Below are 22,967 nucleotides of genomic sequence, written 5' to 3'. Positions count from 1 at the left end.
ACACAACCGCCGTTTTGGACGGATATGGGAGACAGCTCTTTGGCCACGGACGCAACCGCCGCACCGGCAGAAAATTTTAACTACCTTGGGCACATACTCTACCACCCGCTGTTTATTCCCCTGTGTATCGGTTTGGGGTTGTTGTTGCGCATAGCCGTGGCTCTGATGTTCCCGATTGAACCGGCATCAGATGCCGCCTGGTATGTCGCTCGTGCCCATGAGCTGCTGGCGGGCATGGGGTATCAGGAGGGGGGGCACCCCACCGCCTACTGGCCCATTGGCTGGCCGGCTATCCTGGCGGGAAGCCTGGCGATATTTGGATCTGTTCCCCTGTCGATTCTGGTGATTAATACGGTCTCCGCGGCGTTGGTCATGTGGCTGATTGTCTGGTTTGCCCGGACACTCACAGGCAGCGAATGGGTGGCGCGAGTGGCGCTGCTGGCCTATGCCATCTATCCCAATCACATTGCCTACCATGGGGCCGCCAATTGTGAAACCCTGTACCTGGCCATTGCCATGTTGGCGTTTATGCTGTTGATTAAAGGCAGGGATAATCTGTTGGGCCTGGTGGTGTGTGGGCTGATTTTTGGCGTGGCAACATTGGTTAAACCACAGACTTTGGCGTTTCCGTTGGGGGCCGTTATTGCCTTGGGTATTGTGTATCCCGCGTATTCCTGGTTAAAGGTGTTGCGCTCCGCAGTGATCGTCTATCTGTTTTTGCTGTTGCTGGTTTCGCCCTGGTCGCTGCGAAATTTTAATGTGTTTGGCGAGTGGATTCTGGTGTCAACCAATGGCGGCGTCGCCCTCTATACGGGGGCCAATGATGACACAACCGGAGATTATTACGACCATGAAAATCCGGACACCTTTGAATCGAACTATGGCATTCCCTGGGAGCAGCGGGTCGAGCGACAAGTCGAGCTGAATAAAAATTATAAAGCCCTGTCGCATGAGTGGATCGGCAGCCATAAACTGGAATGGTTGTCCTGGATGCCGAAAAAAGTGTTTATCCTGTGGCAGAAGGACACCGATGGATTTTGGAGCTTTCAGCGGGATTATCCCGCCTCGACGGGCACTATTTTTTACCTGCAACTGCTCAATCAGTTGTATTACCTGGCCATGTTGGCACTGGCTCTAATGGCGGCAGTGGCGATTGCCCGGGCTATTCTGGTGAGGGATGAACGCCTCATGCCGCTGGGGCTGTTATTGTGCATGCCACTGTTTGTCTCGCTCATCTCTGCCGTATTTACCGGTCAAATACGCTACCATCATCCAGCCATGCCGTTCGTGATGATCCTGGCGGCCTGGTGTCTGAACCGGATGATCGAATACAAATTTAACTTTTCGGGCAGAATAAAAAATGACTAAACCATCGCGGCGTCTCCGCTCTACCGGTTGGCCTGGCGTTCGGTTTGGCTCGCCCTCGGAGTCGCAGTGGCGGTGTCGAAACGGTTGTCGATCTGCTGTTCAAAACGGTCGGCCACCGGCGCTGTCTGATGATCGGCCTCGGGTTCTTCAATACGGCCCTGTTCTTCAATACTGTCTGCAATAAAGTACTTGGGCCGGCGTTTGGTTTCCAGATAAACTTTTGCGACATATTCACCGACCACGCCCATACCTAACAGTTGTAGCCCCCCCAGCAGATAGATGGGCAGGACGGAAGAGGCCCAGCCGGGAACGGCAGTGTCGGTAAACAGTCGCACCCACAGTGCCCAGAGAGAAATTAACATACTGAACGCAAACACCAGAATGCCCAGTATGGCAATGGCCCGCAAGGGCACCGCGGAAAAAGAGGTGATGCCATCAAACGCCAACGCGAGCATCTTTTTCAATGGGTATTTCGATTCTCCGGCGAAGCGTTCATTGCGTTTGTAGGTGACTTTGCAGGAGTTGAACCCCAGAGTGGGTACAATGCCACGTAAAAACAGATTGACTTCCTGGTGTTGATTGAGCGCTTGCAGCGCCCGTCGACTTAACAGACGATAGTCGGCGTGGTTGATGATAATATCAATGCCCATCAGCCGCAGCAGTCGGTAGAAGAGGATTGCGCTGTGGCGCTTGAAAAAGGTGTCTGTGCTGCGGTCGTCCCTGACGCCGTAGACGATATCGTTGCCTTCCTTAAAGCAGTTGACCATGTCTTCAATGACATTGATATCGTCCTGCAGGTCAGCATCAATGCTGACAACGGCATCTCCCCGGGTGTTGGCGAGCCCGGCCAGTAACGCATTTTGGTGGCCTCGGTTCCGGGAGAGTTGGATCCCCCGGATGTGTGGGTATTGCCTGGATAACTCGGAGATCAACTGCCAGGTGGTGTCGGCACTGCCGTCATCCACAAACAGGATGCAGCTGGTGGCGGCGACGGTTTTGTTGCGGATCATCTTGCACAACAGTTCGCTGATGCGACTGGCGGTTTCAGCGAGTACCTCTTCTTCGTTGTAACAGGGGATCACAATGTCCAGGGCGGGGCAGGTGTTGATCATTGCGGTTGCTCTTTTCTCGAGGGGTTGAAGGCGAAGTGTTTGCTTAAAAAGAAACCGGATAAGAAATAACTGACGTTGGCGATTATCTGGGCCAGATCCACCGGTGTTTGGGTGTGTGTCAACAACAGGTGCAGAGTCAACAGGTTGAGGCTATAGCTGATCAGCGCCACCGATAAAAACCGTAAGGCGGCGGTGCTGGTTTTTCCGCTGTAATTAAAGGTCCAGCGCGCATTGAGCGTGAAAGAAAGGCAAAATCCCACTAAATAGCCAATCGCGTTGGAGAGGTATTCGTTGAATCCCAAAATGTGGAAGCTGAAGAAAATCACAGACAGGCCAACTATGGTATTGGCTACACCCACGATGGAATATTTGGTGATGTTTAAATCAAGCAGTTTTCTTGGCAGCAAGATAATATTGCGCTCCCAGAGGCAGTTTGGTTAAAAACATTTCGGCAGGCCGAAGGCGTTTAAACAACGAAGGAAAAAATATTCGATAGCACAGCTTGATGTCCGAAAAGTGGGCGTGCGTTAACTTCTTTTTAATTCTCCCGGAGATAATCAGTTTGGCATTCTCATCAAATGGGCAGGTGTTGACAGCATGAACCGTTAACGGGTTGAGCGGGTTGTGTTCAAAAATCACAAACATTCCGCCGGGCTTGAGACATCGATAGATTTCTGTAAATAACGACTCGTGCTCCTCTTCGTCTATGTGATGGAACACGCAGGCGGTAAAAATAATGTCAAAGGATGCGTCTGGGTAGGGGATCTGTTGGCCATCAAAGTGCTGAAATTCAGCGATGGGGGCGTGATGGTGGCGGGCAATGTTCAGGCTTTTTTGAGAAACGTCGAGACCGGTTAGGTGGCTTTGGGGAAAATACTTGTGCATATAGGGGATGGACTTGCCCACACCGCAACCAAAATCCAGGATGTCGAGACTTCGGCTGTCGTGACCGTCGATCAATTTGGCCAGATCCTGTATTTTGTATTCCGAAAAGAAATCCGAGTTCTCGCCCGAAAGCCTGATGTTGGCATTGTGAATGTTCGAATATTCTTCCGCGAACTTGTCAAACTCTGCTTCTTCCATACCGGAGGCCTTTATGCTCTTTCTTAGCGTAGGTTTTTGGCGAACTTGTTTAGCGAGCTCTGTTGTAGAGAGTTTTGTTGTAGAGAACTTTGTTGTAGAGAACATTGTTGTAGCGAAATTGGTTGCAGTGAATTTTGTTTAGCATAAGTGCGCTGATGTTGAGGTTACACCACCAGTTCGATGGCCTCGGGGTGCCCCAAAAAATTCTGCGGGCTGGCACTGAAACCATAGGCACCGGATTGGTACAGCGCAATCAGGTCGCCGGGTTGAACCTTGGGCAGCGTCATTTTGCTGGCCAGAATATCCAGCGGAGTGCACAGCGGGCCGACCACCGAGACCGTCTCCATGCTGTCTGACGTCATCCGGTTGGCCACGCACACCGGGTAATTTTTGCGAATCACCTGGCCAAAATTGCCCGAGGCGGCCAAATGATGGTGCAGCCCGCCATTGGTAACGACAAAGGTTTCCCCCCGGGACGATTTCACGTCAATGACCTCGCACACGTACAATCCGGCTTCGGCGACTAAATAGCGCCCCAGCTCCATCACGACTTCGCTGTCGCATGTTATGTCACTGTAGTGTTCTAGCAGTGATTGCAGATTCTCGCCAATCGCGCCCAGCGCCAAACGCTGTTCACCGGGGAAGTAAGGAATGCCCAGGCCGCCGCCGATATTGAGCCAGCGCAACGGCATGGGGGCGGCGTCGGCGAGTTGACGGGCCAGGGCAAAGGTCTTGTTCTGCGCATCAATGATGGCGTCGCTCTTGAGGTTCTGCGAGCCGCAAAAAATGTGAAACCCCATAAAGTCCAGCTCGCGCTGGTGAATGTCCTGCAGCATGGCGGGCACCTGCTCGGCATCGACGCCAAACGGTTTGGGGCCGCCACTCATTTTCATGCCCGAGGTTTTCAGTTCAAAGTCCGGGTTCACCCGCACCGCCACTTTGGGTCGTATGCCCATCTGCAGCGCCAGCTCAGTGATGCGCTGCAATTCGCCGGAGGATTCCATGTTGATGATGACACCGGCTTCAATGGCGGCGCGCAGGTCGGCGCTGGATTTGCCGGGGCCGGCAAAGCTGATGCTGGCGGGGTCGATGCCGGTGCCGAGCGCAATGGCCAGTTCACCGTGCGAGGCGACATCCAGACCGTCGGTCTGCGCCGCCAGATGGCTCACCACCTCGGGCATGGGATTGGCCTTCATGGCGTAGTGCAGGTGGATACCGGCGGGCAGCTGCTCGCGCAGGGCCTGTACCTGGCGATTCATCACCTCGCGGTCGTAGACGTAGAACGGACGCTGCCCGTGGTGTTGCCGGACTTGCCGGGCAATGTCGGTGAGCGGCTGGCCGCCGACCTGCAGGATATTGCCGGCTACCGGAAATTGCGTCATGGGGGCGTGTTGCGGTGTGGCCGGTGTCACGATCTGATTCATGTGCGTGGCTCGGCAGGCGGGGTAAACAGGCTTTCAAAGGACTGTGACAGTGCTTTGCGGTCAATTTTACCGTTGGGGTTGCGGGGCAGGTTGTCCATGAAAATCACATCTCGGGGGATCATAAAATTGGGCAAGTGCTGGCGGCAATACTGCACGATGGCGTCTTTGTCCGGGGTGGCGCGGGCACTGGCCACCAATACAATGGCCTGGCCGAGATCCGGGTGGGGCACACCGATGGCCACCGCTTCTTTAATCAGTGGCGACAGAAACAACACTTCTTCCACTTCTGTGGGGCTGACTCGATAACCGGAGGTTTTGATCATTTCGTCTTTGCGGCTGACGAAATACAGAAAGCCGTCGTCATCGCGGTAGGCCTGATCGCCCGACCAGACTGCAATTTCGGTGAAGGGCAGTTCCGGGTGGGGATTGGGCGCCGGTTTAAACCGTTCTGCGGTTTTGACCGGATCGTTCCAGTAGCCCTGGGACACCAGCGGGCCGCGATGCACCAGTTCACCCACCTCATTGGCGTCGCATTCGGAGCCGTCCTCGCGCACGACCAGAATCTCGGCGTTGGGGATGGCCTTGCCCATGGAGGTGGGCCGAACGGCCACCTGATCGGGCGGCAAATAGGTGGAGCGGAAGGCTTCGGTCAGGCCGTACATCAGGTAAATGTCCGTGTGCGGCAGGGCGGACTGCAATTTCTCGGTGGTGGCCTGCGGCATGGCGCCGCCGCTGTTGGTGATGTAGCGCAACCGCTGGCTGACATCCTGTGGCCACTCCAGCGCCGCCAATTGATTCCACAGCGGCGGCACCGCCGCCAGCCCGGTAATGTCGAAGCGCGACAGCGCCCGGATCACATCGCGGGGCAGCAGGTAATCCATCAACACCACACTGGCGCCGACCCGAAACGCCGTGGTTAACTGGCTTAAGCCATAATCAAAACTGAAGGGCAGCACGGCCAGCAACCGGTCCTCGGCGGTGTTGCGCAAATAGGTCGACACGCTCTCTGCCCCGACCATCATGTTGCGATGCGACAGCACCACCCCTTTGGGCTGGCCGGTGCTGCCCGAGGTATACAGGATGGCGGCAATGTCGGAATCCAGCCCCGGGTGGTGTGTCGGTTTAGAGCCATTATTTGCCAACCCGTGCGTGCCGGAACCGGTTGCGCGAGGGCTGGCCGCTGGCGGTGATGAGGGATCGGGCACCAGCTGTTCCCAGGACAGAGTGCCAGTGGCAGGGGAGCTCGCAGGCGGCGGCTCTTTTAAGCCTGTCAGCACCGTGCAGGTCAGGCTTTCACAGTCCACCACGGCAGATTGCACCTGCGACCAGCGGTCTGTGCTGGTGACCAGCAGCCGGGCGTGGCAGTCGCGAATGATGTGGGCGACTTGCGGGGGCTTTAACAGCGGATTGATCGGCACAAATACCGCACCACACAGAGACGCTGCAAAAAAGCTGACCACGGTCTCAATTTGCTTGGGCAGATAGACCGCCACTCGCTGTCCCCGGCTCAGGCCGGCCGCGCTAAAACCGGCCGCTACCTGCTCAATGAGGCCGTACAGCTCCGAATAACTCCAGCGGTGGTCACCGTGGACGAGGGCCGTGCGATCAGGGGCAGAGAGTTGGTTCTGAATCAGCTCGTGGAGTAAAACTGGCATCTTTCACTTCCTGTGGTTGAGATATCAGTATAGACAATTCTTTCTGAGCTGAAGGCTAGCAGGAGATCGGGGAAATGCCATTTAACCGCCCATAAATGGGCAGAGCTTATTCACCAAGGCCTATACTAAAAGAAGGAGCTTTTTAAAGAAGGAACACCGTTGCACTGGCAAGGAGAAACGCTGGCAAGCTTTCTGGCAGGGATGAGCCAAGGCAGGGAGGAACGTGGTAGACCGTTCGAGCGGTAGATCGTCTTAACGTTAGGTCGTTGTAACAACCAATCATTCTTACATGAGGTGCCATATGTTAATGAAGCTGCAAAACACCGGAGCCCTGGTCGAATTAAGCGCCCCCGAAGGCTTGTGGGACCCTTACGTCACCGAGGTGATGGGGTGCCGGCTGGCCGGTGAAGAAATGCAGGAGCAGGAAGCGTTTAAAAAGTCTGAGTTGGCCTTCCTGTCCGGAGAGCACCTGCCACGCTGCTGGCTGAATGTGCACTATCGGGATCAGGAGTGGGAAACCTACAAGAGCGACCCGCTGGCCGCTGCCGCCGTGGCTGGACCTACGTCCTATTATGGCGCTTGAATTGAACCCAGGCGCTTGAATCGAAGCCAGGAGCTTGAGCCTAACCAGGGCGGTTGAATCCAACCATGGCACTTGCTGCGCAGCCCACATCCCGGCCCAGTAGGGCTGGGGGTGTCTGGCGGTAGTGAACAACGTATCTGAACTCTACACCTAGTAGCTAGAACCTAGTAACTAGTAACTAGAACCTAGTAACTAGTATCTAGAGCCTAGTATCTAGTAGCGATCGAATCGCAACTACCTGTCCCCCCGCCAAGTGCGTATAATCACCGGCTTTGATTTTCCGGTTTAGCACCTGCTACCTATTTCACCTGCTATGAGAATTCAACGTCGATGACTGTCCGTACCCGCATTGCCCCATCGCCCACCGGTGACCCGCACGTAGGCACCGCTTATATTGCCCTGTTCAACCTCTGCTTTGCCCGTCAGCATGGCGGACAGTTTATCCTGCGCATTGAAGATACCGATCAGGTGCGCTCGACCCCCGAGTCGGAACAGGCGATCCTCGACAGTCTGCGCTGGTTGGGGCTCGATTGGGACGAAGGTCCGGACAAGGGCGGCGATTTTGGCCCCTACCGTCAGAGTGAGCGCAAGGACATCTACGTCAAATACGCTCAACAGCTGATCGACAGCGGTCATGCGTTCCATTGCTACCGCACCCCCGAAGAGTTGGACGAGCTGCGCAACGCCCGTCGTGAAGCCGGTGGCTTTGCGGCCCTCAAGCCCAGTGAACTGAAGTTGTCCGATGACGAAGTGGCCAAGCGCAAAGCCGCCGGTATGCCCTATGTGATCCGCATGAACGTGCCGGAAGGCGAGGGCCCATGCCCGGTCGATGACATGCTGCGCGGTACCATTGAGTTGGACTGGGGCCAGGTCGACGCCCAGATTCTGCTCAAATCCGATGGCATGCCCACCTACCACCTGGCCAACGTGGTGGACGACCACCTGATGGGCATCACCCATGTGCTGCGCGGCGAAGAGTGGATCAACTCAGCGCCCAAGCACAAATTGCTGTACGAATACTTCGGTTGGGACATGCCACAGCTGTGCCACCTGCCGCTGTTGCGCAACCCGGACAAATCCAAGCTCAGCAAGCGCAAAAACCCGACCTCGATTCTGTATTACAAAAAAATGGGCTATCTGCCCGAGGCCCTGCTGAATTACCTGGGGCGCATGGGCTGGTCCATGCCGGACGAAAGCGAGAAGTTCTCGCTGCAACAAATGATGGACAACTTTGACGTACAGCGCGTGTCGCTGGGCGGTCCGATTTTTGATGTGGAAAAACTGTCCTGGCTCAACAGTCTGTGGATTCGCGAAGACCTGACCCAGGAACAACTGGCCGATCGTCTGCAGGAGTGGATGTTCAACCGCGACAGTCTGATGGCGGTGTTGCCGCACGCCCAGACCCGCATGCACACCCTCAGCGACTTTGCGCCGCTGACGTCTTTTCTGGCCTCGGGTCAGTTGCCCTTAACGGTCGCCAGTTTTGACGAAGTCAAACTCGACGCCGAACAGCTCAAGCAGGTACTTCAGTTTGCCCTGTGGCGTCTGGAAGCGTTGCGCAGCTGGACCCGCGATGACATCTTTGCCGAGCTGAAAACCCTGGCCGGGCAAATGGACATCAAACTGAAGGATTTCCTGGCGCCGCTGTTTATCGCCATTGCCGGCACCACCGCGTCCTTTTCGGTGATGGACTCCATGGTGTTACTGGGGCCGGACATGAGCCGTGCACGCTTGCGTCACGCGCTGCATGTGCAAGCCGGTGAGCTGGGCAAGAAGCAAATGAAAAAGCTGGAGAAAGCCTACGACGCACTGGGTCGGGGTGAGTGATTCACCGGACGTCGATGTTACCAACCTAAGTTGTTGACCCGCTGAAAAAGCGCCGCAAGGCGCTTTTTTTGTGCCCGAATCTTGTGACTTTCACCACGCTGCTCGCCTCGCTGGGCGAGGCGGACGTTATCGGAGATTCACCTAAAAAATGCTTATCAAAAAACTTGCTAATAACTAAAGTGAATCAATATGGGGGATATATAATTATTTTGAAACATGCGCCAACTTTTTAAGAACAAAAAGATTTAGAAAGTGATTGTTTTATGACTTGTTGAATGAAGTCTGCTTTCTATACTTGATGCGTAAGGGACTTGTTGGGCGCTTCAGACGGGAGTCTGATTGGGGGGAAGCCAGTAATTAGCCCACAGAAATCACTCGGCCATGATGGCAAGAAAATAACGATTCCACCGTCGCAGTGGTGTATACGCGTGTAACGACATCCTGTTTGTGTCATCTACTCAGCGTGCCTCTGCTGTGATAATCAATAGACGTTTTAACACAATCCCTCCTCTACAAGTCTCGCAAGCTAACTGATCAGAGTACAGAGGCATGCGGACAATGTTATTTCGTTTCTCAAGCGGTTTACGTTTTGCCATTGCAGGCTTTCCGACCCACTACCGTCACCTTTTGGTGTCAGTCAGTCGCGCCGCGTCTGTTGCGTCGTGGTGGGCGGCGAGTCGATCATGGACGAGGAGTCGGTCATGGATGAGGCGTGGGTCACTACCGGGACTGGCCAAACGGCTGGCGTCGAAAAAGCTCAGCAGCCTGCTCTTGATGGGGGGCGGCGTGCTGTTGATCGGCACCAGCCTAATCGCCGACAGAGCACTGGCCCTGAGTCTGGGGTTTGCCGATGTGACCTCGCAATTGGGGCAACCGTTACGTGCGACAATTCAGGTGATCGACGATCGACCGCAGGCCGACAGAGGGGATTTTCGGATTCGCACAGTCAGTCAGCAAGAAGCCGGGGCGCTGGGCTTTGAATTAATCTCTCCCGCCCGTGGTCTTCAGGTGATCCCCAAAGAGACCCGCGAAGGGTTGCTGCTCGAAGTCAACTCCGCCGACCCCGTCAAAGAACCTTTTATGAATTTCCTGGTGGAGCTGCAAAAACCTAACGGCAGTATTTATCGGGAATACACCGTGCTGCTGGATGTCCCGGCGGTTGATTCGGGGCCGTTTTTAAGCACGCCTTCAGCGGTATCTTCGGTGGCACCCTCAACCATATCTTCAAGAACGTCTTTAACAACATCTTCAAAAACGTCTTTAACAACATCTTCAAAAACGTCTTTAACAACATCTTCAACAACTTCTTCAAGAACACTCCCAACAACCGCCTCAGCAAAACCTTCAACAGCTCGCCTTGCGCCAGAACTCAAGACACCGTCTGACACCAACCGCTCGCGAAACAACGTCATTGTGCCTCACCGTCCGGTGGCCGAGGGGCACTACCTGGTTCAGCTGGGGGACAGTGTGTCCGCTATCGTGACGGGCTGGATGTCGGATTACGGCGACAAACGGCAAGCCGCCAGCCAGTGGGTTTTTGAGCATAACCCGCTGGCATTTTTGCGCGGTGACATCAACCAGCTGCAGGCCGGGACTGTGTTGGTGATGCCCCAACGCTCGGATTTATCTCAGCCGCTAAACGAGCCTCAAGAATCCGTTGCGGGACAAAACGGGAATGCGGTTGTCGCTTCGAAACCCTCGCAACGACCCGCTGATGTTCACACCAGCCTTAACCGCGCCAAACAGATTTTAACCGCGCAAACGGTAACGGATCTGGAGCAGAAAGCGGGCGGACTGCTGCGGGTGGCACAAACGCAATTGCTGACCGGTGCCGAGCAGGCCCAATTGACCGAGAGCGCCAGTCAGTCGCTGAAAGCACATCTGGTGGCGACCAACGAAGTCATCGATCAACTGCGTCGGGATAACACCGACCTCCGGCGTCAGGTTCACGCGCTTGAGAATTCGGATTACCTTGAGTTGTTGAACCAAATGATCACGCTTCAACAAGAGCAAATTGCCGCGCTTAAGGCTCAGTCAAACGCTCTGCAAGTTGCACGCGATGAGCCCGTGACAGACGCTGTTCAATCGCCCACTGCCTCTCAGACGTTCACTCCACCGCAAGTGACAGGCGACACCCGGCAGCGGCCTGCGTTCATGAACATCGCCGAGCCGGTCCCGGTTGGGCAAGCGTCGGCTTCGTGGTTCTCCCGGGACAATCTGTTGGGATGGCTCGCGGCGGGCCTGTTGTTGTGTGCCGGCCTGCTGGCGGCGGTTGTCGGGGTGGTGTGGGTCAAGCGCCGCGATAACGTGCGTGCCGCCGAAGCGGCTCAGGAGGCCATGATACCGACCTCCCTCCGACTGGTAAGGCTGGAGGATGGGCTGATTGCTCAGGTGGAAGCTGGCCCGGGCTTGCCAACTCCGAACCTCTCAGACCCGAACGCCTTACACCGCGAAGCATCGGTGCTGAGCGCAGCCCAGGATGTCCATGTCGAGACCGACCAGTTGGTGGTCGATCTGAATACGACCCACGTTGAGTGTCAACTGCAACCCAAGGCGGCCGATAAACCGGTTCAGCTGCTGGACTTTGCCAATATCAAACCCTTAAGCGAGATGGGTATCGAGCTCGAACTGGAGGACTGCTTTCCGGGTCGCGAGCAGGCAAGCCTGAGCGGTACCGAGGGCAGTGTGTGGGGCAATATGATCCCCCACGGGCCGTCACACCGCAGCGAGGAAGAGGTTAAAAAGAGCATTCAGGAGAAATCCCAGCGCTATCTATCAACCCACTCGGGCGCAGAGTATGGTCTGCGGGAAGGGTCTTATGGCGTGAATTCCTTTCTGAACCTGAGGCGCCACAGCCAATCGGCGATCAAAAAGGCGCAGCAGCCCGAAAAGCCGGTGGCACCGCAGCCAGAACCCCTGGCCAGAGACTAGGCGGGATGGGCTTTATGAACCGTTGGCCTATCCCCCCGGCAAATCAATCTAAGCCACTGATAAATAAACGGTTGACTCTTAAGAACGGGGTGATAGAATGCGCCCCGCTTTCAACGAAAAGCACTTGTTTGGGGCCTTAGCTCAGCTGGGAGAGCGCAACACTGGCAGTGTTGAGGTCAGCGGTTCGATCCCGCTAGGCTCCACCAATATCAAGGGTTTGCAGGTTTGCAAACACTATCCGGACAAGAACCGGACAAAAACAACGGACAAAAACTCCGTTGGCTTAAAAAGCGGCCTCCCAGCCGCTTTTTTTGTGCCTGTCTCATTTAGAAAAATCCCGCCCGATTTGATCAGCCGTCAGCTTCACCTGCACTTCTTCATAGGGCAGATCGTGGTTGCCCAGGTACATCAGTGACTGGGCGGCGTCTGAGTGGGCCATCGCCGATTGAATCGCTTTGATGTCGTAGCCTGCCTCTGCTGCCAGTTTGTCGGCCAGTGACCGGCACTCGTGGAATGTGGGCGGCTTTTTGCCGGCCGGCAAGTCTTTCCAGTAGCCGGTGTGGTCTCTGGCGTCATTCCACATGTCCTGCAGGCGCCGGGGTAGTACCTGGCAGATGTGCTCCTTTCCTTTGCCTTTGCGGCGCTGTGCCGGCATATGGCTGATTAAGTACGGGCAGCGCTGGTTGCGCAAGCTCAATTCGCGGGCGCGTTTGATCAGTTGGCGCAGTAGCTCGTAGTTGCCAACATCCCATTGCAGTCGGGCGGCCTTGCTTTGGCCCTTCTGTGCTGCGCTCTTGCCGATCACTCGCTTCAGCAGCTTGCCTTCCACGTGTTCATCCAGCCGAAGGGTCAGGATGTCGGTCTCACGCATGAACGTCGTCAAGGCGACGCCCATGGCGATCTGCAGGGCCTCATATCCCAGCTCTCCGGCTGAGTCATAGACTAGCCAGAAGCTTTCCCGGGTGAGTCGTTCTTTGCTTCTGGCGGGTGATTCCTTCGCGTAGAAGCGGGGGCGGTCGTCACTGGTGGTGAAGGGGTTGTACTCAAAGTTGGGCAGTACATTGCGCCCCATCAGGTAGTTGAAGAATTTGCGAAACTCCGCGTGCCTGGCTTTCTGCTGGTGATGTGTAAGCCCGCGCCACCAGTCTTCGATGTGGTGACGCTGCAGGCGGCTGAAAGGGGTGCTTATCTCGCGGCCAAACTTTTTGAGGGCATAACTGCGGTTTCGCCAGCTCGCTTTGTTCTTGAGCCCCGGGTTCTCGGCTTGACGCTCATCGATGAAGTCGCAGGCGTATGACTCCAGCATGGTCATCTGTGGGCGCGTCGGTTTTTTGGCCGTGTACTCGGCTCGGCGGCTATTGGCATCGGCGGCGAAGCTGTTGGCCTGGTGGACAGTTTCAGCGGTGAAGTGGCGAAACGTGCCGTCTGGCTTAAGGTACCGGTAGTGGCCGGTACGCTTTTTGTTATCCGGATACAGGTTTTCTTCCAGCTTGACGCCGTCAACCATTCTCTCTTTTTTGGGTCTTGCCATGGTCTTAATCCAACAGGTCCATCTTCGGTGCGTGTGGGTCATTGGCCGCGGTAAACTGGTCCCGTGACAGAAAATCGTCTAAATCAATATAGACCTTATTCTGCCCGGGCCATATCTTGCCATTGATCTCACCCTGAAGCACAGCGGTAGTCCACTCAGCTTTTGAGGGGCCTTGGCCTCTGGCAAAGTATCTGCGGTTGATTGTGCTCCAGGTGATCAATTGCATGGGTGGCCTATGATAAATATTTTTAGCAATAAGTGTTGATTTTGGGTTTGTGAGCAGTTTTTTTAGCAGCTACTTCTGATTTAAAAGTTTTGCTATATTGGCTGAGTAGCATTTTCTTTGGGCTGAATCGGCAAAGTCGCCGGTCACCTTCAGCTGAACATCATGGGTGAAATCTGCGCTTTCAATGATCATTCCGTCCGGCGTTACGCTCCACGGGCCTTTGTCGTGCTCTCCGTATTCTGGAGAAAGCATGTCCTCAACCACATTGTCAGAATCCGAGAGCATGTGCTCGATCATTTCGCGGGCCTGATCGGCAGTGAAGAGGTTGGTGCCAACGGGCCAGAAATGTTCCGGAGACCCGGTTTCTGGTGGAGTGAATTCAATTCCGCAGTCTGGGGCAAATTCCTTTGGAAGTTTCCAGCAAAGGAATTTGGTTACCATATTTTCAATTTTTGGATTGCTCATTTGTTGGTTTTCCTATGTTGTTAAAAGTACAGTTGGTTGATCAGTACAGATAGTCATATTGCTGACCATCTTTCTGAGCGGTGATGAGTACGCATACAGGTCCAAAGCTGTCACGCTCTGTGACCCTGTACCGCGCTTCGTAGCCGTGCTTTTTGAGCCAGTTAACTGCATTGATGACTTCTGTCATTGGGTTGTTGGCCCTGCAGGCGTCCCAGTCAATAATGCCTTCTAGTGACTTGATCATTTTCTATCTCGCGGAAAGTACAGTTATTCGCGTTAATCGGCCAAAGGGATTTGCTCGGCAACCAACGCCATCGCCTCTCTGAACGCTGCTTTCCGACCCTCTTCAACTCCGGCTTGATAGCCGTTCGTGTATTCATCTTCATCCGAGTCAGTTTGGTCTAAACACCTTTTTCTTTTCTCGTTTAGAGATTTTAGTATTGCTAATAGCTGGTCCATTTCTAAGTTCTCCTGATGTACAGTTAAGCGTTATATCTCGAAAAACAGGCCAATAAGAAAGCCTATAATCCACCACGAGAGTGGCAGGTTGTAGCTGAGGCCCGTGAAAAAACCGAATATCCAGTACATGTAGTCGCCGCTTGTTCTTTGTAGGAAATTAAGCAGCTTAAGCCGCTTCGCTCATTGAAAAATACCGGTTCAACTCCCGCCCAATCCATTCACCTACTGGTACGCTAACGCCGTTGCCGATCTGGCGGTAAGCTGCTGTATCAGACACTGGAAATTCAAACCAATCCGGCAGCCCCTGGAGTCGAGCATATTCCCGGACAGAGTAGGGGCGGACCCCCAGGGGGAAGCGTTTGTCGACCACAAGACGGGTGCTTTTATCTTTCGCGTAATGCGCAACACAAGTCGGAGCTATGTCGTCATTGGCTGGATCGCTGATGATTGGCAGATCACGGTAGCCACCGGTCATGCGCGTGTGCACGGCTTTTGGGATTGTGATTCGCGGATCAGATTCTAAGATCTGCGACAGCTTCACCCGTTTCTGGCTCTCTGGGGGACGTATCGCAAATGGGCGGCGTGTGCCGACAATAATCAGACGGTTCCGGCGTTGCGGTAGCCACGTCTCAGACTGAACAGGGCAGAACACCTGAACGTAATAATCGGGCAGTTGGCTCATGGCCTCCATAACGATAGGGAAAGCGCGCATACCGGGCACATTCTCAACCACATATCCCTCGGGCTTGGCCAGCGCCAAGTGGCGAAGGGCATGTAGGAACAGCTCATCACCTGTGCGGGTGCCGTGTATATCAGCAATGGTGCTGTATTTGGTGCAAGGGTAGGTGAAGACCATAAAGTCACAGCTGTCTTGCTCCAGCACCAGCTTTTCAGTTAAATCGCACTGGCTTACATGGGCGCCCAAGTTGTGGCGATAAGTCTTGCAGGCGTCAGCATCAAGTTCAAACGCTTGGCCAATCTCAATGCCTGCTTGCTTTAGCCCTACATCCATCAGGCCTGCACCGCAGAAATACGAATTCACGGTTATCATCCTTCCAACTCCCAGACTTCTTTCAATTCCACATCCAGTGCACGGCGTTCCAGTGCCTGGCTCAGGTACTTTTTGGCTCGGCGCTGTTTCAAAGTTTGTTCTTTATGTTTTTGCGCTCTGCTGGTACAGACGTGGCAAATATTGTTTTTAGCGGATTCCTGTGTGGTGCGTTCTCCGCATCTGAAGCACAGAATTACGGTGAAATCACCGAGGGCTGCTCGTAGTTTCTCGCCGGCCATGATGTCTCCTGTTATCGATTTAGGTGCAGGGCGTGTGTGCCCATGACAATGTCTGTCTTGCCTTTGACGCTGCTGGCGTCGATCCATTCAAACTCGAACGCAGTGGGTACCAGGCCGGTTTTGTGGTGCAGTTTGACCAGTGTGGCGACCATCTCTTGTTCGGCCTGGGCGATATGGGTTTGCAGCTCTGCTTTCAGATCCATGATGCGTCCTTATGCGGCTTCGTAGTCTTCGAAGTCTGCGTCGGTGGCTTGGCGGTCGCCCAGGCATTGCACAGTAAAGCGTGTTTCTTTGGGGTGCGCTCCGTGGCGCAGGGCTTCGGCAATGACTGGTTCGCATTGGTGTGCGATGTCCCAGAGCTTTGCCCGGGCGATCACACGGCGCTGTTCGAGTTGGTCGCGGCCGTTTGGGTAGCTGAACACAACAGTGATATCAATGCGCCATAGCATGGTTTGCCGGTTGGTGATCCAGTCGTGATAATCGCGCCAGATGCTCTTGCACTGCAGGCGTAGGACTGGGCTGGTGTGGCTGATGTTCTCGCTGTGGATGTCGGCGCTCTCGGTTAATGGCGCGTTGTCGGTCCACTGGATGATCAGGCCTGTCAGCAGCTTGCGGGCACGTTTGATTTGCTGAGTTTTTTTCATGATCAGGTGTTCTCGTACCGGCGTTTGTCTGCATTCCATCGTGGTGCGGGTGTTGCTCTGCGTACCCAGCGGTTCTTCTGGGTGAAGAGATCGGGCGTGGTTAGGTCGATCTCATCGAATTCGTGATACAGCGATGATGCAGCACGCCGTTGTTTCCTGGCTGCACTAATGGCCAGCGTTATGGCCGCAACAGTAATGAGTGCCAGAAACACGAGTATGGTAATGATTTGATTTTCCATGACTGCTGTCTCGCTGTGTTGTTAAAAAATCCCCACCCGTAGGTGGGGCAATAACCGTGATTGGGGGGCCGTCTTTCCGGCTGTCAGCACTGTAGGCGGTGCCGCAACGAACCAGGCAAAAGAGCCGGTTCGGATGGTGGTTTAGGCTTCGCCGATGTAAGTGGTCAAACTTGATTCGGTGAATTCAGAGACAAGGATGTCTTTGAATTCTTCAGCAATTTCTTCCTGTGTGGATTCCAGTTGTGTAATTCGGAAGACAATTTTGGGCTTGTCTTCACCGGTTAATATTCCAATCCGTAAGGTAAAGCAGCGCGTTTGAATTCCGCGATAAGGGACGCAGTCAAATTTAATGACTGATGGTATGGTGTCTTTGCCTTTAGCTTCGATGCGTTCCATAGCGCTCATTTCGTGGCCAAAGTCACTGACTTTGCTGTTCAGCTCTCTCGCGGCTTCAATGGTTAGATCACGGAGTTTTGCGGCGGCCTGATGAGGTGACATTTCCGCATTGCTCATGGTGGCTGCGTAACTGATATAGTCGCACCAGTCTTCGATAAATTCCGCCGCATCTTTTTGTGAGTGTTGCTGCCCATTAAATTTTGTGAGCGCAGTAAACGCGGCTGTTTTGGTGAGGCTGAGGCTCGCTGTGTGTTGTTTATGGCCTGGCTCGCAGGTGACGCCAAGATCAAAAATGGCTCGAGCTGTCATGGCTTCGGCGTTTACAAAACAAGTAGAACCTGCATATGCGTGCCCTTGGCTGTATTCAATAAAATCGTTAATGCTGGTGGTGGCATACTTCAGGCGAAAATGAGATGCGTGCGCCATGAATTTTTCGAGATCGTGCAACCTCACGTTTTCCGGTAGAGCAACAACAGGATTTTGAGTACCTGCTGCGTTCAGGTGTTCGATCAGCGCCGGGATATTTGCGCTAGTCTGGATCTGTTCAATAGCTTCTTTTTCCATGATTCTGTTAGTCCTGATTGGTGGTTTTGGGGTTCTGCTGATTAATTCAGTGACTTGCCGTCCGAGTCTTGCCGAAGAGCAAATTGCCCACGCAGTTCCTCTCTGGGTTGCGATACGGAAAGAACGCCGCCACGACCGACAAACATGGCAGTTTCAGTGGTGTCTTCTTCTGACTTCTTGCCGCGTTTGGTCGGCGTGATGTGCGCCAACTTGTGCGAGATTGAGACTTGGTCGTTTTCGCCAATTTGTTTAAATGTCAGCTCGATACTGACCTTGGCTTTTTTGGTGCCGTTGCCATGGATGATGGTGCCCAGTGCCGCTTCGCTAAGGGCGTGAGCGAGTTTTTCTTTAAATATTCCCGCGCCCAGCTCTTCAAGAAAGTCCATTACATTTGTTTCTGACATTGCTGCTTCCTCATTTTTTGTTGGTTAAATCTATCTCACAAGCCTCTTCAGCCTGTTCTCGCGTTTCAAACACGCCCAGTGTTGGTGTGTTAGGCTTCCTTGATGCCGACCATGCGGAGTAAACTATTCCTCTCAGCTGTAATGATTTGCTGATTCTGTGGCCGGTGTTGCTCTGGATGTACCAGGGTTCTATCTCGCCCGTTTCCGGATTCTTGACGCTGCTCCACTCCATCAATGAGTTCTCGTAAATAGCTGAGGCCTACGTTGGTGATCAGCGGTTTGATGTAGAAGTGGTCGCGGTCGTTGTAGTAGCAAACCCCTGTCACTGTGGTGAATAAACCGCGTTCGATGTAAGCCGCGCGCGGGGTGTTTTTGAGCGTGCCGTCACGATGGTAGATGCCGTTATCGCGCAGCAGTTTGTTGAGCTTGCGGGTGCCAATGCCCAGCACTTTGGCGGCGGCTTTGGCTTCCATGTACTGGGTGTTTGTCATTACGCGTTCTCGCTTCTTGTCAGTTCCAGAGCGTTTGTATTGGCCGATGTGATGGCCTTTGGCGTCTGCTGGTCCAGTGCCTCGGTGAGCAGTGCAACTTGCTCACGGGTGGCTTCTAATTTGTGATCCAGCGTGTAGAGCTGGTCTTTTAAATCCCCGACGATGTCGAGCAGGTCGCTAAAGCCGGGTTCACTCATTCGGTTTCTCAGGTTTTTTCAGATCGAGTTTCTTTTCACGGTAAATGGCCGCTTCAAATCGATTGCAGGAGGGGCACCACCAGCCGCGCGTCTCACGCTTTGATGCGTACCAAATCTGGCTCATCGCCTGACCACAACAATTCACGCAGCATCCCCACCGAAGGGCTTATCCATACCCTGTGAGTGCGTAGCCTTACGTGGGGTATAAGTGGCTTTGGCGGGTGATTTAAAGCTGCCAGGGTTAACCAGGCGCACACGATGGCCAGTGATTACCGCGCGCAAACCGGTCGCTTGCTGGATGCGTCCCACGTTGCCAATGGCGGGGATGGTCGGTATCAGGTAGATGCTCATGCTGTGCCTCCAAGTTCTCGGTTGAGTCTGACGATACGGGCGGTTTGGTTGATGCGGCTGCGTTGACGCATTGCGTGCTGGTCGCCCATGCCGGCGCCCATGAGTACGGCAACGAGGATAACGAAGTGGATAAGCCCCTGTTGCATTGCCTTGGCGACCGCCTCGGCGGCGTTACGGGCGTGCAACTTGAAGTAGCAGGCGCTCATTAGGTTGCGCACGTTGTCGATGCTGCATTGCATGATCTCGGCAATCTCGCGCTGCATGAGGCCTTTGGATGTGAGCTCAAGGGCTTCTTTTTGTCTTGGGGCTAGTTTCATGTGGATTTACCAAATAAGTAAACTTTACCAGAATGATAAATCACACAAAGGTAAAGTCAAGGCGTTTTTGGTAAATTAATTTGGATTGTTGGGGGATTTTGGCGCGAGAGTGTAATATAGGTGTGCCAATAAAGCTGACAAAAGGAGGTTGGTATGGATAGTTTATCGTTAGGAATGCTGATGGCGGTGTTACTGGTAGTGTGCGTGGTGATTTTGATAATCCGGGCGGTGTTGCGGATTGATCACTCTGTGCGGCAGCGGGATCGGATAATTGAGCTGTTGGAAGGGATGCAGAAGCCGGAGAAGGAGTAAGGGCATAAAAAAACCCGCTGGGTGCGGGTTTTTGGAGGGTTATATAAGGATTAGAAAATTGCGCTAATCGCTTGTCGGATTTTACCTGCCTGATCTCTTTCCAGGGGTTTTTTGTCCCATCGTGTGGCTAATTCGGTTAGCTCTCTAAAGAATGTAGTGGAGTTCTCGCCTCTGCGGGCCTTTTCTATTAGGGGGAGGCACATGGTTCTTACATTTTTAATGATGGTATGTTCTGCGCGTTTGACGATTTCTTCATCAAAAATGCCGTTATTCACGCCAACGCAGATGTTCTCATAGTGGTTTAGAAGGTACAGTAGTAGAGAGCGACCGTCCTTGTCCTCAACGTTTGCAAAATAGTATGTTTCCATGCTGATTGCGTCATTGGCGTCAATCTCGCGCATCTTCTTCATGGCCTCCTGAAGCTTATCATCGCGGCGTCCAGCCATGATTGCGTCGATTGCGTTTTTTCGGCGGGCAATATCTCTGGAAGACCGAATGGTAATAATAGCTGCTATGAATGCAACAGCCGCTGTTATCAGCACAGCGATCACATCGGGCGACAGGGTCGTTTGAGTAAGGGTTATTTGCGTGTTTGGCGCAAGCGGTTGTCCGTCTTGCGCCAATGTCGCTACTGAAAAGGTAATTGTTGAAAGGGTTGTTAGAAGCCTTCCCATCCATCTCGCATGAACATTGTACATCTCCTTGATCCGTTTTTCCGTGGTCAAAGTATAGACGGGTTTGATTTCCCGTGTACAACTTTGTGTTTTTCCTGTGGATATGTTGTTTTTATTGGTAGGCGTTGGATTATCCAATTTAGAGGGTATCCCTGTCAACGATCTTGTTTACGGTGGTTATGCTGTTATAGATAGTTTTTTTCAGAAGATATAGCTATCTAGTATATGTGCCGCTGCTGCCCCTTTTGATGATGCGATATGGTCGGGCGGGGTGAGGTGTTATAAATAAGGGCGGTCTTCTATTGGCCCTATTGATCCTCTATGCCGGCTATTTTCGAGTCTCTTTAATGCAGGCCAAGTACAGTTCGTTGGCGAACTTGCTAACTGCATTCTTTTGATTTTCAGGGGTAGAGTATTGAGGTTGGTCATAAGCCATTATGGCAACCTGTTCGATAAATTTGCTGTCATCAGCAATTTCCATCAGATTCGAAAGAGCAGCACCATTTTGCCGTGCTTTCATAATGGTGGTGGCTGTGCTTTCGACCATCTTACAGGTGGTCTTCCAGTCATCGGCGGCTATGGCAGCAGTGGGTAAACTGATGGCGCAGATAAGGGCGTATGGGCCTATTTTATTCATGGTGAGTTCCTTTCGTGGTTTCCTTATAGATGTGCTTTAAAGCCCGCCCCAGCTGGCATCGATGACTTTGCCGATAATCTGGAATTCGTCGCGGATGATGGGGTATTGGCCGTTGGTATTGAGGGGTTTTAGTACGGGGCGGCCTTCTTCGGTGCCGTATTGCTTAAACGTGACGTGGCCATGGCCATTGTGCCTGGCGACCACGTAATCGCCCGGGGATGCCTCCTGATCGGGGTCTATGTAGATAATCATGCCATGGGGGAAGCTGTGTCCTGCAGCGCCGGTAGGGGCTGTCATGGAGTCGCCATCAACGCGAAGGGCGAAGGTGTGTATGCCGTGATTGATGGTGGTGGGGTGTACGCTTTCGGCATCGCCAGGCTGATACAGATCGATCGCTTCTGCCCATGAGCCGGCTTGGACCCATGAAATCAGAGGTATGTAGCCTTTAATTTGTGGGCTTGGTGCAGTGTTGGCGTGGGTATGATAGTGGGGCCGGCCTTCCTCAGTTTGAAAGTATTCAGCTTGATGGCTTTGATCCATCCACCCCTGGGGCTTATTGAAAGCCTGTTCTGCTCGCCTTGCAATTTGGTGCCCGATGTTTTTCAGGCCGCTCCGAATCTGACTGATATATGACGGCTCAATGCCTATTTTCGCCGCGCAGGCTTTCACGCTATCGCATTCAGCGATAAGCGTTTCTAAGTTTTGAGCCCTGATGCGTTTGATGTCCATGGCGCAATAATTCCACTTTTTACCATTTTGATAAATGCCCAAAAAGATAAAATCTTTGCCATGGATTTATCTTTTAGGTAAGCTCTGTGTATGAAACTAAATTCTTGGATGAAAGAAGCGAGCCCTGAGCTCCGCAGCAAGTTGGCAGCAGAGGCGCGGACCTCTGTCGGTTATCTGTGGCAGTTGGCTGGAGAGCATCGAAAGCCGGGCGCTGTAATGGCGCGCAGGCTGGTTGATGCCTCTTTCGTGGTGACACCGGACAAGCCATTAAGGCTTGAGGATCTTCGGCCGGATATCTGGGATTTCAAAGCTGCATAACTTTTCATGGTGTGTCTCGCATTTTGTTGTTGTGAGGCACATTTTTCATCACTGGGCGATTTAAAAAAATCCGTTTGGTGGGATGTTTTTTTATACAGGGGTTTGGGTTTGGGTATGGCGAAAGGTACTGCAAAGGGGGCTGTAGCCCCCAAGGCAATTAGTGGGGCTGTCCTACTGGTGAATGGCCGTTCTTCTCAAGGTGATTTGCCGCGTCCAGTATTTTCTGCGCCAGTTGGCGAGCTTGCCCGACTGTCAGGCCGTACATTCGTCCCGTGTCAGATTTCGAAAGTGTTTGTGATGGATTTGAAATAAACCCAAGCCGCATTGCGATTATCCCGTAGTTATCGACTGCGCCGATGGTCCAGTCGGAAATGGGAAATAGTGGGATCTTATCCTGATCTGTCATTTTACGTCCTTGTTGTTGGTTTGTTAGCGCCGCCAGCTTACAAGATCCGGCGTCACCTGCCCAGTGGTGAGGTTTGCGGACTACCGCCTTATAACTTGATAAGAGAGGTTGCGAGATGGATGCAGTAGATGTTGCACAAATAGAGCTGGAGCGCGCCGCCGAGCGTGCTGCTCAGGCCCGCCAGCAGGCAGCCGCGCAACGTGCCGCGGTGGTATCTGCGGATGAGTGTGTGGAGTGTCTTAACCTGATTCCTTCTGCGCGTCAGTTGGCGATACCTGGCGTGCAGACCTGTGTGGATTGTCAGTCGTTGATTGAGCGCGGTGTTCTGTAGGGA

At 53.5% G+C, this 22,967-nt stretch carries 31 protein-coding genes and 1 tRNA gene; 8 read left to right on the top strand and 24 right to left on the bottom strand.

Translation table 11 applies throughout. The features are described 5' to 3' along the window. Nucleotides 1-39 precede the first annotated feature (39 nt). Entirely contained in the window at nt 40-1,368 is a 1,329-nt protein-coding gene (locus G8770_RS03825; RefSeq protein ID WP_167181920.1) for an ArnT family glycosyltransferase, read from the top strand. A 20-nt stretch (nt 1,369-1,388) separates the two neighbouring features. On the opposite strand, the gene G8770_RS03820 is transcribed toward G8770_RS03825, so the two are convergent. The 5 genes from G8770_RS03820 to G8770_RS03800 all read right to left on the bottom strand — a co-directional run bounded on the left by G8770_RS03820 (nt 1,389) and on the right by G8770_RS03800 (nt 6,642). Next, nucleotides 1,389-2,480, bottom strand: a complete 1,092-nt coding sequence (locus G8770_RS03820) for a glycosyltransferase family 2 protein (RefSeq protein WP_167181918.1) — start codon at nt 2,478-2,480, stop codon at nt 1,389-1,391. Further along, nucleotides 2,477-2,887, bottom strand: a complete 411-nt coding sequence (locus G8770_RS03815; RefSeq protein WP_167181916.1) for a GtrA family protein — start codon at nt 2,885-2,887, stop codon at nt 2,477-2,479. The genes G8770_RS03820 and G8770_RS03815 overlap by 4 nt, the downstream gene beginning before the upstream one ends. Then, the gene (locus G8770_RS03810) at nt 2,865-3,563 is read right to left on the bottom strand and encodes a class I SAM-dependent methyltransferase (RefSeq protein WP_167181914.1); all 699 of its coding nucleotides are present in this window, start codon (nt 3,561-3,563) and stop codon (nt 2,865-2,867) included. The genes G8770_RS03815 and G8770_RS03810 overlap by 23 nt, the downstream gene beginning before the upstream one ends. 164 nt (nt 3,564-3,727) lie before the next feature. Continuing rightward, on the bottom strand, nt 3,728-4,987 hold the full coding sequence (locus G8770_RS03805; protein ID WP_167181912.1) for a pyridoxal-dependent decarboxylase, exosortase A system-associated: 1,260 nt from the start codon (nt 4,985-4,987) through the stop codon (nt 3,728-3,730). Beyond that, nucleotides 4,984-6,642: an acyl-CoA ligase (AMP-forming), exosortase A system-associated gene (locus G8770_RS03800; RefSeq protein WP_167181910.1), complete on the bottom strand. Its 1,659-nt coding sequence runs from the start codon at nt 6,640-6,642 to the stop codon at nt 4,984-4,986. Before G8770_RS03800 ends, G8770_RS03805 begins: the two co-directional genes overlap by 4 nt. Nucleotides 6,643-6,943: 301 nt before the next feature. Here G8770_RS03800 and G8770_RS03795 point away from each other — a divergent pair, with 301 nt between their 5' ends. From G8770_RS03795 to G8770_RS03780, 4 genes are all read left to right on the top strand, one after another. Further along, nucleotides 6,944-7,225: an acetyltransferase gene (locus G8770_RS03795; RefSeq protein WP_208022028.1), complete on the top strand. Its 282-nt coding sequence runs from the start codon at nt 6,944-6,946 to the stop codon at nt 7,223-7,225. Between the two features lie 330 nt (nt 7,226-7,555). Further along, complete coding sequence (gene gltX / locus G8770_RS03790) at nt 7,556-9,052, top strand: glutamate--tRNA ligase (RefSeq protein ID WP_167181908.1); 1,497 nt, start codon at nt 7,556-7,558, stop codon at nt 9,050-9,052. 705 nt (nt 9,053-9,757) lie between these two features. Further along, complete coding sequence (locus G8770_RS03785; RefSeq protein WP_167181906.1) at nt 9,758-11,983, top strand: type IV pilus assembly protein FimV; 2,226 nt, start codon at nt 9,758-9,760, stop codon at nt 11,981-11,983. 130 nt (nt 11,984-12,113) lie between these two features. Further along, nucleotides 12,114-12,189 (top strand) — tRNA-Ala (locus G8770_RS03780). 116 nt (nt 12,190-12,305) lie between these two features. On the opposite strand, the gene G8770_RS03775 is transcribed toward G8770_RS03780, so the two are convergent. From G8770_RS03775 to G8770_RS03705, 15 genes are all read right to left on the bottom strand, one after another. Beyond that, nucleotides 12,306-13,514: a tyrosine-type recombinase/integrase gene (locus G8770_RS03775; RefSeq protein WP_167181904.1), complete on the bottom strand. Its 1,209-nt coding sequence runs from the start codon at nt 13,512-13,514 to the stop codon at nt 12,306-12,308. A 295-nt stretch (nt 13,515-13,809) separates the two neighbouring features. Next, nucleotides 13,810-14,205: a hypothetical protein gene (locus G8770_RS23835; RefSeq protein WP_208022027.1), complete on the bottom strand. Its 396-nt coding sequence runs from the start codon at nt 14,203-14,205 to the stop codon at nt 13,810-13,812. A 40-nt stretch (nt 14,206-14,245) separates the two neighbouring features. Continuing rightward, nucleotides 14,246-14,449, bottom strand: a complete 204-nt coding sequence (locus tag G8770_RS03765; protein ID WP_167181903.1) for a hypothetical protein — start codon at nt 14,447-14,449, stop codon at nt 14,246-14,248. 32 nt (nt 14,450-14,481) lie between these two features. Further along, nucleotides 14,482-14,664 carry a hypothetical protein gene (locus G8770_RS03760; protein WP_167181901.1) on the bottom strand — a complete coding sequence of 61 codons (183 nt, stop codon included), beginning with the start codon at nt 14,662-14,664 and terminating at the stop codon, nt 14,482-14,484. A 166-nt stretch (nt 14,665-14,830) separates the two neighbouring features. Then, nucleotides 14,831-15,706, bottom strand: a complete 876-nt coding sequence (locus G8770_RS03755) for a DNA cytosine methyltransferase (protein WP_208022026.1) — start codon at nt 15,704-15,706, stop codon at nt 14,831-14,833. A 5-nt stretch (nt 15,707-15,711) separates the two neighbouring features. Then, the gene (locus tag G8770_RS03750; RefSeq protein WP_167181897.1) at nt 15,712-15,954 is read right to left on the bottom strand and encodes a hypothetical protein; all 243 of its coding nucleotides are present in this window, start codon (nt 15,952-15,954) and stop codon (nt 15,712-15,714) included. Nucleotides 15,955-15,965: 11 nt separating this feature from the next. Beyond that, nucleotides 15,966-16,157 (bottom strand): hypothetical protein, encoded by a 192-nt coding sequence (locus tag G8770_RS03745; protein ID WP_167181895.1) that lies wholly within the window; start codon nt 16,155-16,157, stop codon nt 15,966-15,968. Between the two features lie 9 nt (nt 16,158-16,166). After that, on the bottom strand, nt 16,167-16,598 hold the full coding sequence (locus G8770_RS03740; RefSeq protein ID WP_167181893.1) for a hypothetical protein: 432 nt from the start codon (nt 16,596-16,598) through the stop codon (nt 16,167-16,169). A 2-nt stretch (nt 16,599-16,600) separates the two neighbouring features. Then, on the bottom strand, nt 16,601-16,837 hold the full coding sequence (locus tag G8770_RS03735) for a hypothetical protein (RefSeq protein ID WP_167181891.1): 237 nt from the start codon (nt 16,835-16,837) through the stop codon (nt 16,601-16,603). Nucleotides 16,838-16,978: 141 nt separating this feature from the next. After that, nucleotides 16,979-17,797 carry a DUF2303 family protein gene (locus G8770_RS03730; protein ID WP_167181889.1) on the bottom strand — a complete coding sequence of 273 codons (819 nt, stop codon included), beginning with the start codon at nt 17,795-17,797 and terminating at the stop codon, nt 16,979-16,981. A 41-nt stretch (nt 17,798-17,838) separates the two neighbouring features. After that, nucleotides 17,839-18,201: a hypothetical protein gene (locus G8770_RS03725; RefSeq protein WP_167181888.1), complete on the bottom strand. Its 363-nt coding sequence runs from the start codon at nt 18,199-18,201 to the stop codon at nt 17,839-17,841. An 89-nt stretch (nt 18,202-18,290) separates the two neighbouring features. Beyond that, the gene (locus G8770_RS03720) at nt 18,291-18,692 is read right to left on the bottom strand and encodes a phage antirepressor KilAC domain-containing protein (RefSeq protein WP_167181886.1); all 402 of its coding nucleotides are present in this window, start codon (nt 18,690-18,692) and stop codon (nt 18,291-18,293) included. Beyond that, on the bottom strand, nt 18,692-18,889 hold the full coding sequence (locus G8770_RS03715; RefSeq protein WP_167181884.1) for a hypothetical protein: 198 nt from the start codon (nt 18,887-18,889) through the stop codon (nt 18,692-18,694). Before G8770_RS03715 ends, G8770_RS03720 begins: the two co-directional genes overlap by 1 nt. 141 nt (nt 18,890-19,030) lie before the next feature. Further along, a complete protein-coding gene (locus G8770_RS03710; protein ID WP_167181882.1) occupies nt 19,031-19,240 on the bottom strand; it encodes a hypothetical protein in 210 nt (69 codons plus the stop codon). Then, nucleotides 19,237-19,557, bottom strand: a complete 321-nt coding sequence (locus G8770_RS03705; RefSeq protein ID WP_167181880.1) for a response regulator transcription factor — start codon at nt 19,555-19,557, stop codon at nt 19,237-19,239. Before G8770_RS03705 ends, G8770_RS03710 begins: the two co-directional genes overlap by 4 nt. 153 nt (nt 19,558-19,710) lie before the next feature. Between G8770_RS03705 and G8770_RS03700 the strand changes: the two genes are divergently transcribed. Then, a complete protein-coding gene (locus G8770_RS03700; RefSeq protein ID WP_167181878.1) occupies nt 19,711-19,869 on the top strand; it encodes a hypothetical protein in 159 nt (52 codons plus the stop codon). Nucleotides 19,870-19,919: 50 nt separating this feature from the next. Here the strand turns inward: G8770_RS03700 and G8770_RS03695 are convergent, their stop codons facing one another. The 3 genes from G8770_RS03695 to G8770_RS03685 all read right to left on the bottom strand — a co-directional run bounded on the left by G8770_RS03695 (nt 19,920) and on the right by G8770_RS03685 (nt 21,951). Next, entirely contained in the window at nt 19,920-20,681 is a 762-nt protein-coding gene (locus tag G8770_RS03695; RefSeq protein ID WP_167181876.1) for a DUF4760 domain-containing protein, read from the bottom strand. Nucleotides 20,682-20,871: 190 nt separating this feature from the next. Next, nucleotides 20,872-21,180, bottom strand: a complete 309-nt coding sequence (locus G8770_RS03690; RefSeq protein ID WP_167181874.1) for a hypothetical protein — start codon at nt 21,178-21,180, stop codon at nt 20,872-20,874. 36 nt (nt 21,181-21,216) lie between these two features. Beyond that, the gene (locus G8770_RS03685; protein WP_167181872.1) at nt 21,217-21,951 is read right to left on the bottom strand and encodes a S24 family peptidase; all 735 of its coding nucleotides are present in this window, start codon (nt 21,949-21,951) and stop codon (nt 21,217-21,219) included. Nucleotides 21,952-21,999: 48 nt separating this feature from the next. Between G8770_RS03685 and G8770_RS03680 the strand changes: the two genes are divergently transcribed. Beyond that, nucleotides 22,000-22,227 carry a hypothetical protein gene (locus tag G8770_RS03680; protein ID WP_167181870.1) on the top strand — a complete coding sequence of 76 codons (228 nt, stop codon included), beginning with the start codon at nt 22,000-22,002 and terminating at the stop codon, nt 22,225-22,227. Nucleotides 22,228-22,384: 157 nt separating this feature from the next. Here G8770_RS03680 and G8770_RS03675 read toward each other — a convergent pair whose 3' ends face one another. Continuing rightward, nucleotides 22,385-22,633: a hypothetical protein gene (locus G8770_RS03675; RefSeq protein WP_167181868.1), complete on the bottom strand. Its 249-nt coding sequence runs from the start codon at nt 22,631-22,633 to the stop codon at nt 22,385-22,387. 115 nt (nt 22,634-22,748) lie between these two features. On the opposite strand from G8770_RS03675, the gene G8770_RS03670 reads away from it, so the two are divergent. Next, nucleotides 22,749-22,964 carry a TraR/DksA C4-type zinc finger protein gene (locus G8770_RS03670; RefSeq protein WP_167181866.1) on the top strand — a complete coding sequence of 72 codons (216 nt, stop codon included), beginning with the start codon at nt 22,749-22,751 and terminating at the stop codon, nt 22,962-22,964. The last annotated feature ends 3 nt before the right edge of the window (nt 22,965-22,967 follow it).

It is taken from the genome of Pseudomaricurvus hydrocarbonicus, assembly GCF_011602365.1.
In the GTDB taxonomy this organism is placed as follows: domain Bacteria; phylum Pseudomonadota; class Gammaproteobacteria; order Pseudomonadales; family Cellvibrionaceae; genus Pseudomaricurvus; species Pseudomaricurvus hydrocarbonicus.
This window is presented reverse-complemented; position numbering and strand designations above follow the sequence as displayed.